16 protein-coding genes are annotated in these 14,017 nt (G+C 63.5%); 12 read left to right on the top strand and 4 right to left on the bottom strand.

Annotated features, from left to right (window positions below; genetic code table 11):
- Nucleotides 1-161 precede the first annotated feature (161 nt).
- Complete coding sequence (locus RO009_12435) at nt 162-824, top strand: hypothetical protein (GenBank protein MDT3685833.1); 663 nt, start codon at nt 162-164, stop codon at nt 822-824.
- Nucleotides 821-1,756 (top strand): 4-hydroxybenzoate octaprenyltransferase, encoded by a 936-nt coding sequence (gene ubiA / locus RO009_12430; protein ID MDT3685832.1) that lies wholly within the window; start codon nt 821-823, stop codon nt 1,754-1,756. Before RO009_12435 ends, ubiA begins: the two co-directional genes overlap by 4 nt.
- Here the strand turns inward: ubiA and RO009_12425 are convergent.
- Together RO009_12425 and RO009_12420 are read right to left on the bottom strand one after the other, a co-directional pair.
- Nucleotides 1,750-1,920, bottom strand: a complete 171-nt coding sequence (locus tag RO009_12425) for a hypothetical protein (GenBank protein MDT3685831.1) — start codon at nt 1,918-1,920, stop codon at nt 1,750-1,752. The two genes, ubiA and RO009_12425, sit on opposite strands and share 7 nt — an antisense overlap.
- A 16-nt stretch (nt 1,921-1,936) precedes the next feature.
- Nucleotides 1,937-2,515, bottom strand: coding sequence for a DUF6101 family protein (locus RO009_12420; protein MDT3685830.1), 579 nt, complete (start codon nt 2,513-2,515; stop codon nt 1,937-1,939).
- A 183-nt stretch (nt 2,516-2,698) separates the two neighbouring features.
- Here RO009_12420 and RO009_12415 point away from each other — a divergent pair, with 183 nt between their 5' ends.
- From RO009_12415 to lpxK, 6 genes are read left to right on the top strand one after another with little or no spacing between them, the layout of a single operon-like run.
- On the top strand, nt 2,699-4,096 hold the full coding sequence (locus tag RO009_12415; protein MDT3685829.1) for a TldD/PmbA family protein: 1,398 nt from the start codon (nt 2,699-2,701) through the stop codon (nt 4,094-4,096).
- The gene (locus RO009_12410) at nt 4,083-4,883 is read left to right on the top strand and encodes a 3'(2'),5'-bisphosphate nucleotidase CysQ (GenBank protein ID MDT3685828.1); all 801 of its coding nucleotides are present in this window, start codon (nt 4,083-4,085) and stop codon (nt 4,881-4,883) included. Before RO009_12415 ends, RO009_12410 begins: the two co-directional genes overlap by 14 nt.
- 10 nt (nt 4,884-4,893) lie before the next feature.
- Entirely contained in the window at nt 4,894-5,160 is a 267-nt protein-coding gene (locus RO009_12405; protein MDT3685827.1) for a DUF4170 domain-containing protein, read from the top strand.
- 19 nt (nt 5,161-5,179) lie between these two features.
- A complete protein-coding gene (locus RO009_12400) occupies nt 5,180-5,893 on the top strand; it encodes a lysophospholipid acyltransferase family protein (protein ID MDT3685826.1) in 714 nt (237 codons plus the stop codon).
- Nucleotides 5,886-7,190, top strand: coding sequence for a 3-deoxy-D-manno-octulosonic acid transferase (locus RO009_12395; protein MDT3685825.1), 1,305 nt, complete (start codon nt 5,886-5,888; stop codon nt 7,188-7,190). The genes RO009_12400 and RO009_12395 overlap by 8 nt, the downstream gene beginning before the upstream one ends.
- Nucleotides 7,183-8,190 carry a tetraacyldisaccharide 4'-kinase gene (lpxK, locus tag RO009_12390; protein ID MDT3685824.1) on the top strand — a complete coding sequence of 336 codons (1,008 nt, stop codon included), beginning with the start codon at nt 7,183-7,185 and terminating at the stop codon, nt 8,188-8,190. The genes RO009_12395 and lpxK overlap by 8 nt, the downstream gene beginning before the upstream one ends.
- Here lpxK and RO009_12385 read toward each other — a convergent pair whose 3' ends face one another.
- Nucleotides 8,191-8,403 (bottom strand): DUF2093 domain-containing protein, encoded by a 213-nt coding sequence (locus tag RO009_12385; GenBank protein ID MDT3685823.1) that lies wholly within the window; start codon nt 8,401-8,403, stop codon nt 8,191-8,193.
- Nucleotides 8,404-8,555: 152 nt separating this feature from the next.
- Nucleotides 8,556-10,013 (bottom strand): exodeoxyribonuclease VII large subunit, encoded by a 1,458-nt coding sequence (xseA, locus tag RO009_12380; GenBank protein MDT3685822.1) that lies wholly within the window; start codon nt 10,011-10,013, stop codon nt 8,556-8,558.
- 162 nt (nt 10,014-10,175) lie between these two features.
- Between xseA and purD the strand changes: the two genes are divergently transcribed.
- From purD to RO009_12360, 4 genes are all read left to right on the top strand, one after another.
- Entirely contained in the window at nt 10,176-11,453 is a 1,278-nt protein-coding gene (gene purD / locus RO009_12375; protein MDT3685821.1) for a phosphoribosylamine--glycine ligase, read from the top strand.
- Between the two features lie 57 nt (nt 11,454-11,510).
- Nucleotides 11,511-11,768 (top strand): type II toxin-antitoxin system VapB family antitoxin, encoded by a 258-nt coding sequence (locus RO009_12370; protein ID MDT3685820.1) that lies wholly within the window; start codon nt 11,511-11,513, stop codon nt 11,766-11,768.
- A 265-nt stretch (nt 11,769-12,033) separates the two neighbouring features.
- Nucleotides 12,034-12,933 carry an alpha/beta hydrolase gene (locus tag RO009_12365; GenBank protein MDT3685819.1) on the top strand — a complete coding sequence of 300 codons (900 nt, stop codon included), beginning with the start codon at nt 12,034-12,036 and terminating at the stop codon, nt 12,931-12,933.
- 5 nt (nt 12,934-12,938) lie between these two features.
- A complete protein-coding gene (locus tag RO009_12360; protein ID MDT3685818.1) occupies nt 12,939-14,015 on the top strand; it encodes a phosphotransferase family protein in 1,077 nt (358 codons plus the stop codon).
- The last annotated feature ends 2 nt before the right edge of the window (nt 14,016-14,017 follow it).

Raw genomic sequence — 14,017 nt, 5'->3', positions numbered from 1 at the left:
CGCCGCCTCCATCGGAGCGCCGATTCCGGTAGACTGGATATCCGGCTATAAGGCAAAGGTATTGGCATCTGCCGCCTTATCGCCGGATTTGAGGGGTTCTTATCGGCGGCCGGGCAGATTGTCGAACAGCCGGAATTCGCGACGGGTTTTGGGAGAAGCTGATGATTTGGGCGCGCGCCCTTTCGCTCGCTGCGGTGCTGCTTGCGCCTACCGGTTTCGCCGGGGCACAGCAGGCTTCGCCTTGGCCCAATTCGCCCACCCAGCCCTCGACGCCTGCCACCGCTTCGCCTTGGCCGTCGTCTCCGACCCAGCCGATGACGTCGAGCGGGCCCTCCCCTTGGACGGCTGCTCCCGGCGGGGCCGGGACAGCCCCGCGGGCCGCCGCACCAGGTGCGGGCTCACCTTGGGGCGGCAGTGCAGCTCCGCGGCGTGACTGCAATGCCGAATTCCTGCCGCTGCGTCAGGATGCGGAAAAGCGCGCGGGCGCGATCAAAACAGCGGCTGCGAAGAAATCGCAGCCCGAACTTTGCAATGCCTTCAAGAATTTCGCCGCCGCCGAAGCCAAGATGGTGAAATACATCACCGATAACGGCTCCGCCTGCGGCATTCCGCCCGACGCCGCGAAGAACATGAAGGCCAATCATTCCAAGACAGTCGAAATGCGCAACAAGATCTGCAGCGCCAATGCCGGACCTGCAGCGCCGCGGGCACCCAGCCTGAGCGACGCGCTCGGCACCTCGCGGCTGCCCGATACGTCCAGCCCGCAGACGCAGAAGGGCGGCGGCACTTTCAACACCCTGACGGGCAACGCGATCGCACGATGAGCGACATCACCGGACGTGTCGCCGACGCGACCGGCAACTGGGTCGACAATCTCGCGCCGGCCTGGACGCGGCCCTATCTGAGACTCGCGCGCCTTGATCGCCCGATCGGGTCCTGGCTGTTGCTGATGCCGTGCTGGTGGTCAGCAGGGCTCGCCGCCATTCACGCCGGTGCTCCCTATCCCAATCCCTGGCATGTCGTCCTGTTCTTCATCGGCGCCTTCGCCATGCGTGGTGCCGGCTGCACCTGGAATGATCTGGTCGATCGCGATCTCGACGGACGCGTGGAGCGCACACGGTCGCGCCCCATCCCCTCCGGACAGGTGACGCCGAAACAGGCGTTCGCATTTCTTGTGCTGCAGGCGCTGATCGGCCTCGCCGTGCTGCTGCAGTTCAACTGGTTCACTGTCGCAGCCGGCTTTGCTTCGCTTCTGACCGTCGTCGTGTATCCCTTCCTGAAACGCGTCACCTACTGGCCGCAAATCGGGTTGGGCCTCGCCTTCTCCTGGGGCGCGCTGATGGGCTGGCCGGCCGTGTTCGGCAAACTCGAGGCACCCGCTTTCATTCTCTATGCCGGATCGATCTGCTGGGTGATCGCCTATGACACCATCTACGCGCATCAGGACCGCGAGGACGATGCGCTGATCGGAATCAAATCGACGGCAATCCTCTTCGCCGAGAACACCAAACCGATACTGACGATCTTTTACGCGGCGGCCGTGGTGCTGATCGGAATCGCCGGCTGGATGGCGGGTGCGGACCTGGTGTTCGCGCTCGGCCTTGCCGTCTTCGCCGTGCATCTGGCATGGCAGGTCTGGCGGCTGGATATTTCCGATCCCGCCCTGTGCTTGAAACTCTTCAAGTCGAACCGTGACGCCGGATTGATCCTGTTCGCCGCGATGATCGCTGACACGGCGATTCTAAATTTTTATTGAGGATCCACCCCCTTCAAAACTCGCTGCTGCGTCATGCGATGGGCGCGCATCGGGCAATCTGTATAGCCGCGCTCAAAGCACTCCCGATATTTTTCAAGCAACAGAAAGCCGGTAAGAATTACGATCAGCGTGCCGACAACGACCAAGAATTGCTTGTTGTTCATGCTTGGTCTTGGCGTGTCAGTTCCGCGCAATGATCTCGCGCTCGCCGCAATGACGCATCGGTTCTTCCGACGAACACCCCGGTTTGCGCCGCAGCAGAATGGAAGGTCGGCGCTGCCTGATCGCGGCACGTCGGCGGCGGCGTTGCGCGGCTTTCCCGATCGCAAGCGCGCCCAGCCGGACAATGCGCCTGCGCGGCCGCCGCGGATGTAGATCGGTCAGCAGCGGAAGACGCAGCACCCGGCTCCACGCCTTGCAGATGACGACGATGTCTTCGCTCTTCTCCGCCACGTGAAGCGGGAGCGAGAGTGACGCATCCTGATGTTCGAGCACAATGGCGATGGCCTTCGGACCGCCATCTCCGAACGACACCACGCGCAAGGTCAGTCCACGGAATTCGCAGACCGGCACGCCCACGGCCATCGGGATGCCCCGGACCGCACGACGCATGACAACCCGCTCGCGATCAAGTTCCACCTGCCGCATCTCGCCGTCGGCTCCGGCATCATACGCCGGAAAACTGACTGGTAAGGCGAAGGGGTCGAGCCGCAACAAGTTGCGGCTCGACCCGGCAGGTGTGGTCCCGCCGGTCTCCATTTGACGCCTCGAATAGACTCCCCCGCGGACTTTTTTCGTCCGTTATGTCCCCAAGAGTGCCAGACGTGCGTCGGAAACCCCTTAAAAAGGCTGGTTAATCAGATATTCCTGCGAGCCCTTCCGTTCACATGATTGACGCGGCGTTGCGAAGCATGATTGACGGGATATTGCTCCGCATGCGCAATGTCGCCCCGATCCCCGCGCATCATACCACCCGACGAGTTCTCCATGTCCGATCTTCTCGACCAGTCGGCGTTGACCGACATCGCCGAAAACCTTGTCAAGGCGGCAAAGGCGGCCGGCGCAAGCGCAGCCGATGCGGTCGCGGTGCGGTCGGTGTCGCAATCGGTGGAGGTGCGCGACGGCGCGCTGGAGGAATCCGAGCGCGCGGAAAGCGACGATGTCGGCTTGCGCGTCTTTGTCGGCAAGCGACAGGCGACGATTTCGACCAATGATATTGCCGGCATCAATGCGCAGACTCTGGCCGAACGCGCGGTGGCGATGGCGCGCGCCGCCCCGGAAGACGATTATGCCGGCCTTGCCGACAGCGACCGGCTGGCGCGGAATTTTCCCGATCTCGATCTGGTTGATCCGCAAGTGCCGGCCGTGAGCGCGCTTGAGCAAAGCGCACGCGAAGCGGAGGCCGCCGCGCTGGCCGTGAACGGCGTGTCAAAATCGGGCGGCGCGTCTGCGACGTTCGGCATCGGCGGCATGGTGCTTGTGACCAGCCACGGATTTCAAGGCGCCTATCTTGCCTCTCGCCGCGGATTGTCGGTGATGGCGATTGCCGGCGAAGGCACCGGCATGGAGCGCGACTATGATTTCAGCTCCGCTTTGCACGCCGCCGACCTTGACGCACCTGCGATCATCGGACGCCGTGCCGGCGATCGTGCCGTCAAGCGGCTTAATCCGCGCAAGGTGAAGACGCAAAGCGCAGCCGTTATCTTCGACCCGCGCGTCGCCGGCTCGTTGGTCAGTCACCTCGCCAGCGCGGCCAACGGCTCCTCGGTTGCCCGCAAGACCAGTTTTCTCAAGGACAAGCGCGGCGAGAAGCTGTTTCCCGAAAATATCCGCATCGTCGACGATCCCTTGCGCAAGCGCGGGTTGCGCTCGCATCCCTTCGACGGCGAAGGCGTCGCGGTGCAGCCGCTGGCGCTGGTGGAGCAGGGCGTGCTGCAATCCTGGCTGCTCGACAGCGCCACCGCGCGCGAGCTCGGCCTTGTCACCACAGGACATGCCTCGCGCGGCGTCTCCTCACCGCCGTCGCCAAGCCCGACCAATCTGCACCTCGAGCCTGGTCCGCTCGCGCCGGAAGCGCTGATCGCGGAAACCGGAACCGGATTTTACGTGACCGACTTGATCGGCATGGGCACCAATCTTGTGACCGGCGATTACAGCCGCGGCGCATCCGGCTTCTGGATCGAGAATGGCGCGCTTGCTTATCCCGTGAGCGAAGTGACCATCGCCGGCCATCTGTTCGAGATGTTTGCCTCGCTGACACCGGCAAACGATCTGGAATTCCGCTACGGCACCAACGCGCCGACATTGCGGGTGGAAGGGCTGACCATTGCCGGCCACTGACGCTCTGAACAATCTCGAGGAGGCCCAGCGTCTCGGCGCGGTTTTGCGCGAGGCCGGCGCTGTCGCGTTGAAGACCTTTCGCGGACAGATCAAGAGCTGGACCAAGGGTCACAACTCTCCGGTCAGTGAAGCCGACATGGCGGTCGATGCATTGCTGCGCGAAAAGCTCTCGCGTCCGGACATCGGCTGGCTCTCCGAGGAAAGCCAGGACGACAAATCCCGCCTGGAAGGGCACGCGCTTTACATCGCCGATCCGATCGACGGCACACGCGCCTATCTGGCCGGACTGCCCGACTGGTCGATCTGCGCGGCGCTGGTCGAGCATGGACGGCCGGTCGTGGCCGGCGTCTATGTGCCCGTGGATGATCATCTGTTCCTCGCGGCGGCCGGACATGGCACGACCCGCAACGGCGAATCGGTGCGTGTTCGCGACGGCGGCACGCTCGCAGGCGCCGCCGTGGCGGGTCCGGCCCGCTATCTGCAGAACCTCGCGGCTCAGGCCGATATCATCCGGGAACCGAAAATCCACTCGCTGGCTCTGCGCCTGACGCGCGTCGCCGAGGGGCGCATCGACGCGGCGATGGCCTCTGTCAATGCCCATGATTGGGACCTTGCGGCGGCCGACCTTTTGGTGCACGAAGCCGGCGGCGAAATGACCACCCTGAGCGGCGAAAAGCTGGTCTACAACCTGCACGACCCCGTGCATGGCGCCGTCATCGCGGCAGGACCGGCCCGCCACGCAGCAATGCTGGACGTGGTGCGGCGCCATCGCAACAGTTTTGGCTAAGGCAGATTTGATGTCCGAGCAGACACTGAACAAGCAGCTCCTTCACCTCGTCTTCGGCGGCGAACTGGCCCGGATCGACGACGTCGAGTTCAAGGATCTCACCAAGCTCGACGTGGTTGGCATCTTTCCAAACTACGCATCGGCCTACAGCGCCTGGAGAGCCAAGGCCCAGCAGACCGTGGACAACGCCCAGATGCGCTACTTCATTGTCCACCTGCACCGCCTGCTCGACCCTGACGCGACCAACCGGGCGGCGGCGGGAAAAGTCGCCCGCTAACGCCTCGTCGGAACCCCGGATGTTGTCTTCACGCAGGATCGCGCGTGCACCCTGGGTGCAGAAAACGGTTGGTGTGCTCGCCGCCGAATATCTGCGGCTCGTGCACCTGACCAGTTCGCTGGTGACCGAGCCCGGCGACATTTATGAGCGGGCCGGGCCGGATCTGCCGATCATTCTGGCAATGTGGCATGGCCAGCATTTCATGGCTCCCTTCATCAAGAAGGAGGGCTATCGCGCCAAAACCCTGATTTCACGCCACCGGGACGGAGAAATGAATGCCATCGCAGCCGAATGGCTGGGTGTTGAGACCATTCGCGGTTCGGGCGATCATGGCCGCGAATTCCATCGCAAGGGGGGCGTCGGGGCCTATCGGCAGATGCTGCAGGCTTTGGACGAGGGGTACAACGTGGCGCTGACAGCCGACGTCCCGAAGATTTCGCGCGTCGCCGGACCTGGCATTGTGCGGCTGGCGCGCGATTCAGGTCGTCCGATTTATCCGGTCGCCATCGCCTCCAGCCGCCGCATCGAGCTGAACAACTGGGATCGCTCGGCGATCAATCTTCCGTTCAGCCGCATGGCCGGCGTCGTCGGCGAACCCATCCGCGTCGCGGCGGATGCCGACGATGCAGCACTGGAACTGGCGCGCAAGGCCGTCGAGGATAAGCTCAATGCGGCGACGGCGCGCGCCTATGCGATCGTCGATCGCACCGCCGAAGAGCAACGCCGTGGCTGAACGCCTGCCACTGGGTTTACGCCTTTACCGCCGGGCCATGGCGGCGGCGACGCCGCTGGCGCCGGTGCTGCTGGGACGGCGGCTGAAACGCGGCAAGGAGCATCCGGAGCGCATGGTGGAGCGCCTCGGCGAGCCGACCTTGCCGCGCCCCGAGGGATCGCTGGTCTGGATCCATGGCGCCAGCGTCGGCGAATTGCTGGCCGTATTGTCGCTGATCGAACAATTGCGCGCGCAGGACCTGAACGTGCTGGTGACCACCGGCACACTCACCTCCGCCAATGTCGCGGAAGAGCGATTGCCCTCAGGGGTCCTGCATCAATTCATCCCGCTCGATGCGCCGCGTTTTGTCTTCCGGTTTCTCGATTATTGGCGCCCCAATCTCGGGCTGTTCGTGGAATCTGATCTCTGGCCCAATCTGATCCTGGCCGCCAGCAAAGGTCGCGTTCCGCTGGTGTTGGTCAATGGACGCATGTCCGAACAATCCTTCAAGGGCTGGCGCTCGGTGCCGAAAACCGCCATCAGCCTGCTCGGCAAGTTCGATCTGTGCCTTGCGCAATCCGCGCTTGACGGCGACCGGTTTCAGGAGCTCGGCGCGCGCAATGTGCACGTCACCGGCAATCTCAAGCTCGACGTCCCGGCGCCGCCGGCCGACGAGGCTAATCTCCAGGGGTTGAAGGCCGCGATCGGCAATCGCGCGGTCATCGTCGCCGCCTCGACCCATCCCGGCGAGGAAATCCTGCTGATCGACGCGCATCGGCGTCTGCGTCAGCGCTTTGCCGGGTTGCTCACCATCATCGTTCCGCGTCATCCAGAGCGCGGCCGCGGCATTCTCGATTTCGCCGTCGCCGCGCAACTGCGCGCGATGCTGCGCTCGCATGGCGTCCTCCCCGATGCGCAGACCGACATCTACATCGCCGACACGATGGGCGAACTCGGCCTGATCTACCGCGTCGCGCCGATCGTCTATATGGGCGGCTCGCTGGTGGAGCATGGCGGGCAGAATCCGATCGAGGCGGTGAAACTCGGCGCCGCTATCGTGCACGGCCCGCACGTTTGGAATTTCACCGAAATCTACGCCGCGCTGGATGCCGCGCGCGGCGCCGCCGAAGTGGAAAATATCGATCAGCTCACGGATCGCCTTGGCTATTGGCTGACCGACAGCGCGGCGCGCAAGGAGACCTCCGTTGCCGGTCAGAAAACGGTGGAGCGTCTGGGCGGAGCGCTGAAACGCACGATGGCCGAGCTCGAACCTTATCTGCTGCAATTGCGGCTCGAACACCGGCCTGGCGATGCGTGATCCGTCATACTGGTGGGAAAAGCCCGGTCTTGTCTCCCGCCTGCTATGGCCCGCAGCTTTCGTCTACGGATGCATTGCCGCGAACCGCATGCGACGGCCGGGGCAAGCCGCCGGCATTCCCGTCATCTGCATCGGCAATTTCACGCTCGGCGGTACCGGCAAGACGCCGACCGTCATCGCGCTGGCCCGGTGGCTGGCCGCGGGCGGCGAAAGACCTTTTGTGCTGACGCGCGGCTATGGTGGCAATCTCACCGGGCCTGTGCGTGTGGACGCGACGGCGCATCGTGCCACCGATGTCGGCGACGAGCCGCTGCTGCTGGCAAGGCATGCCCCGGTCATTGTCGCGCATGACCGCCCCGCCGGCGCCGCGCTCGCAAAAGACGAAGGCGCGACCGTCATTGTCATGGATGACGGCCTGCAGAATCCGTCACTCAAGAAGGATTTCTCCATCGCCGTTGTCGACGCCCGCCGCGGTCTCGGCAATGCCAGCGTGTTTCCCGCCGGTCCCCTGCGCGCGCCGCTGCGCGCGCAACTCGCTTGCGTCAATGCCATTCTGCTGATCGGCCGTGGAACGACCGCTGCGCAGGTTGCGGCCATGGCGCGCGCGCATGATCGGCCGCTGTTTCATGCGCGGCTGGAGCCGAAAGCAGAAGCGGTGAAGGCGATCGGCCGCAAGAAGGTGCTGGCCTTTGCCGGTATCGGCGACCCGGAGAAATTCTTTTCGACGCTTGCGGAAACCGGCATCGAGGCGATGGCGGAGGAGAGCTTCCCCGATCACCACGTCTATACGCAAGCCGACGCCGAACGGCTGCTCGCCCGCGCCGAGGCCGGGAAACTCGCCCTGCTGACCACCGAAAAGGACATGGCGCGGCTGATCGGCGGTGAAGGCGCGCTCGCGACCTTGCGCATGCGCGCGAAGGACCTTCCCGTGTCGCTGGTGATCGAGAACGAAGACGCGCTGCGGTCTTCGATCCGCAAGAGCCTCGCGGCGTCCCGCTGATTATTTGGCGCGGTCGGGGAATTGCCGCTGGAACACGGCGTCCGGCGAGGCATAGGCCTCCTGCCGATCCACGCTCCAGTATTTCAATTCTTCCAGCGGAATCGGCACCCCGGTTTGCGCACAGCGCACGAAGGCGCCTGGCTTCACGATCCGGAAATCGCCATCAAGGAACTTCACCTCGGCCTCGCCGGCCATCGGCTGGGGACGATCCATTCGGTTGAGCAAGTTTCAGTCTCCTGGCGGGAATTCCGGCATAACCGGCACCATAGTCCGGTTTAGGTCAACATAATGGCTTGCGCCGGCGTGGCAACAGGTTCCGGAAACCCGGCGGGGTGGCTTTGAACAACGGCGCAAATAACATTGCGCTAGCCGAACAGATTGCCCTGTCCCGATGCGCCGCCTTGGCCGCTGCCGGTCTTGCCGCGCGGCTTTGGCGGAGTGGCGGGGGCGGCTGAGGGAGCGGTTGCAGACGCGCCCTCTGCCGTCGCAGTCACATGTCCGTCGGCGAATTCGATGTCGAGGCGCATGCCGGGGCCGATTGCCGCGGCGGCATGCAGCGGCAGCCCGTCTGCACCACGCACCAGGGCGAAGCCGCGCTTCAGCACCTCGCGATACGAATACGCCGTCAGCAATTGACCGCAGGAGGCCAGCCGGTCACGGCGGCGGGCGAGATAGACCTGGGCAGCACGACCGCCGCGTTGACCGAAGGCCGCAACGACATCCTTGCAGCGCGCGATGCGGGCACGCAGCAATTGCGGCGACAGTCGTGCGGCGATGCGCGACAATTGCGTATGATGGATCTGCGCATTGGCGCGCAAGGCGCGCGGTAGTCGGTCGCTCGCCGTATCCAGGCGCTGGCGCGGCACCGCGAGCAGAGTGTCGAGTGTCGGCAACGCGCGCGCGGCGGCACGCAATTCCGCGCGCCGTGCCTCCTGTCCGCGTGCCCAGCAGGCGCCGAGGCGGCGCACCTGCGTCGCGATCCGCGACAGCAATTCGGACCGCACCGGCACCGCCATCTCGGCGGCGGCGGTCGGCGTCGGCGCGCGCTTGTCGGATGCGAAATCGATCAGCGTGATGTCGGTCTCGTGGCCGACCGCGGAGATCAGCGGGATCATGCTCTCGGCCGCCGCACGCACCACGATCTCTTCGTTGAACGACCACAGGTCTTCCAGCGAGCCGCCGCCACGCGCGACGATGATGACATCCGGGCGCGGCACCGCGCCGTCCTCCGGCAAGGCATTGAACCCGCGAATCGCGTTTGCAACCTCCTGCGCCGATGTCTCGCCTTGCACACGCACCGGCCAGACCAGCACATGGCAGGAACAGCGATCTTCCAGACGATGCAGGATGTCGCGGATCACCGCACCGGTGGGTGAGGTCACCACGCCGATCACGCGCGGCAGATAAGGCAAGAGCTGCTTGCGCGCCTCATCGAACAGGCCTTCGGCGGCAAGCTTCTTCTTGCGCTCTTCCAGCAGCGCCATCAGCGCGCCGAGCCCGGAGGGCTCCAGCGTCTCGATCACGATCTGGTAATTCGAGCGTCCTGGATAGGTGGTGATGCGCCCGGTGACGATGACTTCGAGGCCCTCCTCCGGTTTTATGCGCAATCTGGTGAAGACGCCCTTCCAGATCACCGCGTCGATGCGGGCCCCCTCGTCCTTCAGCGCAAAATAGACGTGCCCCGAGGAATGCGGGCCGCGATAACCGGAAATCTCGCCCCGCACCCGCACATGGCTGAAATTGTCCTCCACCGTGCGCTTCAGCGCAGCGGAGACCTCCGAGACGGTCCATTCCACAACATTGAGAAGGGCTGGTTCTGTCATATCATGCGATTCGCTTGCGGCCTCTCACAGCAGGCCATATCAAGCCCAAATGCGGCCTGCGCGCAAACATTTGTCCGTCATCGCCGGACTTGACCCGGCGATGCATCACGCGAAAGAACCTGACGCGTGGCTCCGGCCGATGCATGACGGGATACCGAATAGATGAATATTCTCCTTCTCGGCTCAGGTGGCCGCGAACATGCGCTGGCGTGGAAAATAGCGGTGAGCCCGCTGCTCAAGAAGCTCTATTGCGCGCCTGGCAATGCCGGGATCGCGCAGGAAGCCGAGATTGTGCCGCTCGATATCGGCGATCATGCGGCAGTGATCGCTTTCTGCAAGCAGAACGCGATCAACTTCGTTGTGGTTGGTCCCGAGGCGCCCCTTTGCGCAGGAATTGTCGACGATCTGGAAGCGGCCGGCATCAAGGCGTTCGGCCCGAGCAAAAAGGCCGCGCAGCTCGAAGGCTCAAAAGGCTTCACGAAGGATTTGTGCAAAGCGAACAATATTCCGACTGCGGCCTATGAGCGCTTCACATCGGCTGAACTGGCGAAGGACTATGTGCGCGCGCAGGGTGCTCCCATCGTGGTGAAAGCGGATGGTCTCGCCGCCGGCAAGGGAGTCGTCGTTGCGCAGACGGTCGATGAAGCGCTCGACGCCATTGACTTGATGTTTGCCGGCTCGCTCGGTGCCGCGGGCGCAGAGGTTGTCGTCGAGGAATTCCTCAGCGGCGAGGAAGCCTCTTTCTTCGCGCTCTGCGACGGCACCACCGCCATTCCCCTTGCCTCCGCGCAGGATCACAAGCGCGCCTTCGACAACGATCAGGGTCCGAATACAGGCGGCATGGGCGCCTATTCCCCGGCGCCGGTGATGACCGACGAGATGACGAAGCGCACCATGGACGAGATCGTGATGCCGACCATGCGCGCGATGAGCGCGATGGGCGCACCCTACAAGGGTGTTCTGTTCGCGGGATTGATGATCACAAGAGATGGCCCGAAGCTGATCGAATACAATTGCCGTTTCGGCGATCCGGAAACCCAGGTGCTGATGCTGCGCCTGATGTCCGATCTGGTGCCGGCGCTGGTGGCTGCGCGCGACGGCGTGCTGAAGAATTTCGATCTGCGCTGGTATCCGGATTCGGCGCTGACCGTGGTGATGGCCTCCAAGGGTTATCCCGGCGATTACAGGAAGGGCACGCTCATCAAGGGGCTCGCGGAGGCCGCCGCCATTGAGGGCGTCGAGATTTTCCACGCCGGCACCAGGGCCGAAGGCGATGCCATTCTCGCGGCCGGCGGACGCGTGCTGAATGTCTGCGGCCTCGGCAAGACCGTCAGCGAAGCGCAGGAGCGCGCCTACGAAGCCGTGGACAGGATCGACTGGCCGGAGGGCTTCTGCCGGCGTGACATCGGCCGGCGGGCGATTGAACGGGAAATGATTTAATTTCAATACCTTACAAATATGTACGTGGGGTCGATATCGGATATATATTTTTCTGCCATGGCGATCCTCATTAAAGATCCTGCGACCGATCGGCTGGTGCGACAGCTCGCAGAGCGGACTGGCGAGACGCTTACCGAGACCGTCAAGAATGCTGTCGCCGAAAAGCTCCGGCGATTGCCGCTGTCGGATGAACAAGTCGCCGAACAGAAGCGAAAGCTCAAGGAGTTGCTGGTAAAGTTCGATGCCATGCCAACCCTCGACAATCGAACTGCCGATGAGATCATTGGCTACAATGAATTCGGCATTTTCGACTGATGGTAGTCGATACCTCCGCTCTCATCGCAATCGCCTTTCATGAGGACAAGCAAGCATGCTGCGGAGCTGTTGGATTCGGCGACATTGCGGACGAACCTCTTCTGTTCAAAGGCGACGATTTCGCCCGGACCGATATCGTCCCCGCCTGGCGTCCATAAGATCATACAACGTCGGCATGAATTGATGCCGACACGGCATTCGTGGACAATGGGCGGCGCTATGACCAGGCCCTCTCCCATCGGCCAGAGCATGAAAGAACAAGCGTATGTCCGACCCCGCCGATCTCTTTCCCGGTTTTGAATCGCACTGGATCGATACCTCGATCGGCAAAATGTTCGCGCGCTCCGGCGGCGAGGGCGCGCCGCTTCTCTTGCTGCATGGCTACGCGCAAACGAATGTGATGTGGCATCGCGTTGCGCCGAAACTGGCCGAACGCTTCAAGCTGATCATTCCCGATCTCCCCGGCTATGGCTGGTCGGTGGCGCCGAAATCCGGCAAGGGACACGCACCCTACGACAAGCGCTCGATGGCGAATGTCATGATCGAGATCATGGAAAAGCTGGGCCACGTCCGGTTCCATCTTGCGGGGCATGACCGCGGCGGACGTGTCGCCTATCGCCTGGCGCTCGATCATCCCGGGCGGCTGATCAAGCTCTCCACGCTCGATATCATCCCGACCTTCGAGATGTGGCACCGCATGGATCACACGCTCGCCTTCAAGGTCTGGCACTGGCAGTTCCTGGCACAGAAATATCCGCTGCCGGAAATGCTGATCAGCAAGGCGCCGGTCGAATTTCTCGACTGGAAAATGGCAAGCTGGACGAAAGCCAAGGACCTCTCGGCGTTCGATTCGCGCGCACTGGCGCATTACCGTGCCTTCTTCTCCGATCCGCTGCGCATTCATGCGACCTGTGAGGATTACCGCGCCGGCGAATCGACCGATCTCGCCCATGACGAGATCGATCATGCGGCCCGCAACAAGATCGCCGCGCCGATGCTGGCGCTGTGGGGCGCCGCCGGCATCCCCAGCGAAAACACGCCGCTCAGCATCTGGCGCAACTGGGCCAAAGAGGTGTCCGGCAAGCCCATCGACTCGGGCCATTTCCTCGCCGAGGAAAATCCCGAGGCGACCGCCACCGCCCTGCTCGAATTCTTCCGGCCCTGACCGCCATGCCGCCGATCGACCGACAGGCGGCATTCTCCGGCACCCGCGACGTCGCGGAGGCGTTGAAGTTCGATGCCGCGCGGCTGCAGGATTATCTGGCCGCAAGCGTTCCGGACTTTGCCTGCCTGCAGGCGGTTCGCCAGTTCAAGGGCGGCCAATCCAACCCGACCTATCTGCTCGAGACGGCAGAGCGCCGTTACGTGCTGCGCCGCAAGCCGCCGGGCAAGTTGCTGCCCTCCGCGCACGCGGTCGACCGCGAATTTCGCGTCATCAGTGCGCTGCACAGGCAGGGCTTCCCGGTTGCAGAGCCCATTCTCTATTGCGCCGATGAAAGCGTCGCCGGCACGGCTTTTTACGTGATGGGCTTTGTCGACGGCCGCGTGTTCTGGGAACCGTCGATGCCAGACTCACACCCGGCCGAGCGGGCCGCGGTTTATGACCACATGAATGCGACGCTGGCGCAACTGCACAGCTTCGATCCTGCCGCCATCGGGCTCGCCGACTTCGGCAAGGGAGAGAATTATGTGGCGCGACAGGTTGACCGCTGGTCGAAGCAGTATCGCGCGTCGGAGACCGAAACGATTCCGGAAATGGATCGTCTCATCGACTGGCTGCCGCTCCACGTGCCGCCGCAGCAGGCTGTACGCATCGTGCATGGCGACTATCGGCTCGACAACACGATTGTCGATCAGCGCCAGCCGAAAATCATTGCCGTGCTCGATTGGGAATTGTCCACGCTTGGCGATCCGCTGGCCGATTTTTCCTATCACCTGATGCAATGGCACATGCCGCATTCGGATTCGGCGGCAGGCACCGCCTCGCTGGTCGGGCAGGATCTCGCCGCGCTGGGCATTCCCTCGCTGTCTGATTACGTCGATTCCTACGCAGCACGCACCGGTTTCGATCCGCGTCCGCATCTGCCGCATTATCTCGCCTACAACTTCTTCCGCCTCGCCGCGATCCTGCAGGGCATTGTCGGCCGCGTCCGGGACGGCACCGCCACCAGCGACAACGCGCCCGCGAAGGCGCAGATGGTGCGCCCGCTGGCGGTGAAGGCGTGGGAATTTGCGGAGATGGCATAGTT

The sequence above is a fragment of the Pseudorhodoplanes sp. genome, assembly GCA_032027085.1.
GTDB lineage: Bacteria > Pseudomonadota > Alphaproteobacteria > Rhizobiales > Xanthobacteraceae > Pseudorhodoplanes.
This window is presented reverse-complemented; position numbering and strand designations above follow the sequence as displayed.

Excerpts from the sequence above, each read along its gene's own strand:
- RO009_12435 (MDT3685833.1), top strand. The coding sequence starts at position 162 with ATGATTTGGGCGCGCGCCCTTTCGCTCGCTGCGGTGCTGCTTGCGCCT.
- ubiA (MDT3685832.1), top strand. The coding sequence starts at position 821 with ATGAGCGACATCACCGGACGTGTCGCCGACGCGACCGGCAACTGGGTC.
- xseA (MDT3685822.1), bottom strand. The coding sequence starts at position 10,013 with ATGACAGAACCAGCCCTTCTCAATGTTGTGGAATGGACCGTCTCGGAG.
- RO009_12370 (MDT3685820.1), top strand. The coding sequence starts at position 11,511 with ATGGCGATCCTCATTAAAGATCCTGCGACCGATCGGCTGGTGCGACAG.
- RO009_12360 (MDT3685818.1), top strand. The coding sequence starts at position 12,939 with ATGCCGCCGATCGACCGACAGGCGGCATTCTCCGGCACCCGCGACGTC.
- purD (MDT3685821.1), top strand. The coding sequence starts at position 10,176 with ATGAATATTCTCCTTCTCGGCTCAGGTGGCCGCGAACATGCGCTGGCG.
- RO009_12400 (MDT3685826.1), top strand. The coding sequence starts at position 5,180 with ATGTTGTCTTCACGCAGGATCGCGCGTGCACCCTGGGTGCAGAAAACG.
- lpxK (MDT3685824.1), top strand. The coding sequence starts at position 7,183 with ATGCGTGATCCGTCATACTGGTGGGAAAAGCCCGGTCTTGTCTCCCGC.
- RO009_12420 (MDT3685830.1), bottom strand. The coding sequence starts at position 2,515 with ATGGAGACCGGCGGGACCACACCTGCCGGGTCGAGCCGCAACTTGTTG.
- RO009_12425 (MDT3685831.1), bottom strand. The coding sequence starts at position 1,920 with ATGAACAACAAGCAATTCTTGGTCGTTGTCGGCACGCTGATCGTAATT.
- RO009_12385 (MDT3685823.1), bottom strand. The coding sequence starts at position 8,403 with ATGGATCGTCCCCAGCCGATGGCCGGCGAGGCCGAGGTGAAGTTCCTT.
- RO009_12405 (MDT3685827.1), top strand. The coding sequence starts at position 4,894 with ATGTCCGAGCAGACACTGAACAAGCAGCTCCTTCACCTCGTCTTCGGC.
- RO009_12365 (MDT3685819.1), top strand. The coding sequence starts at position 12,034 with ATGTCCGACCCCGCCGATCTCTTTCCCGGTTTTGAATCGCACTGGATC.
- RO009_12415 (MDT3685829.1), top strand. The coding sequence starts at position 2,699 with ATGTCGCCCCGATCCCCGCGCATCATACCACCCGACGAGTTCTCCATG.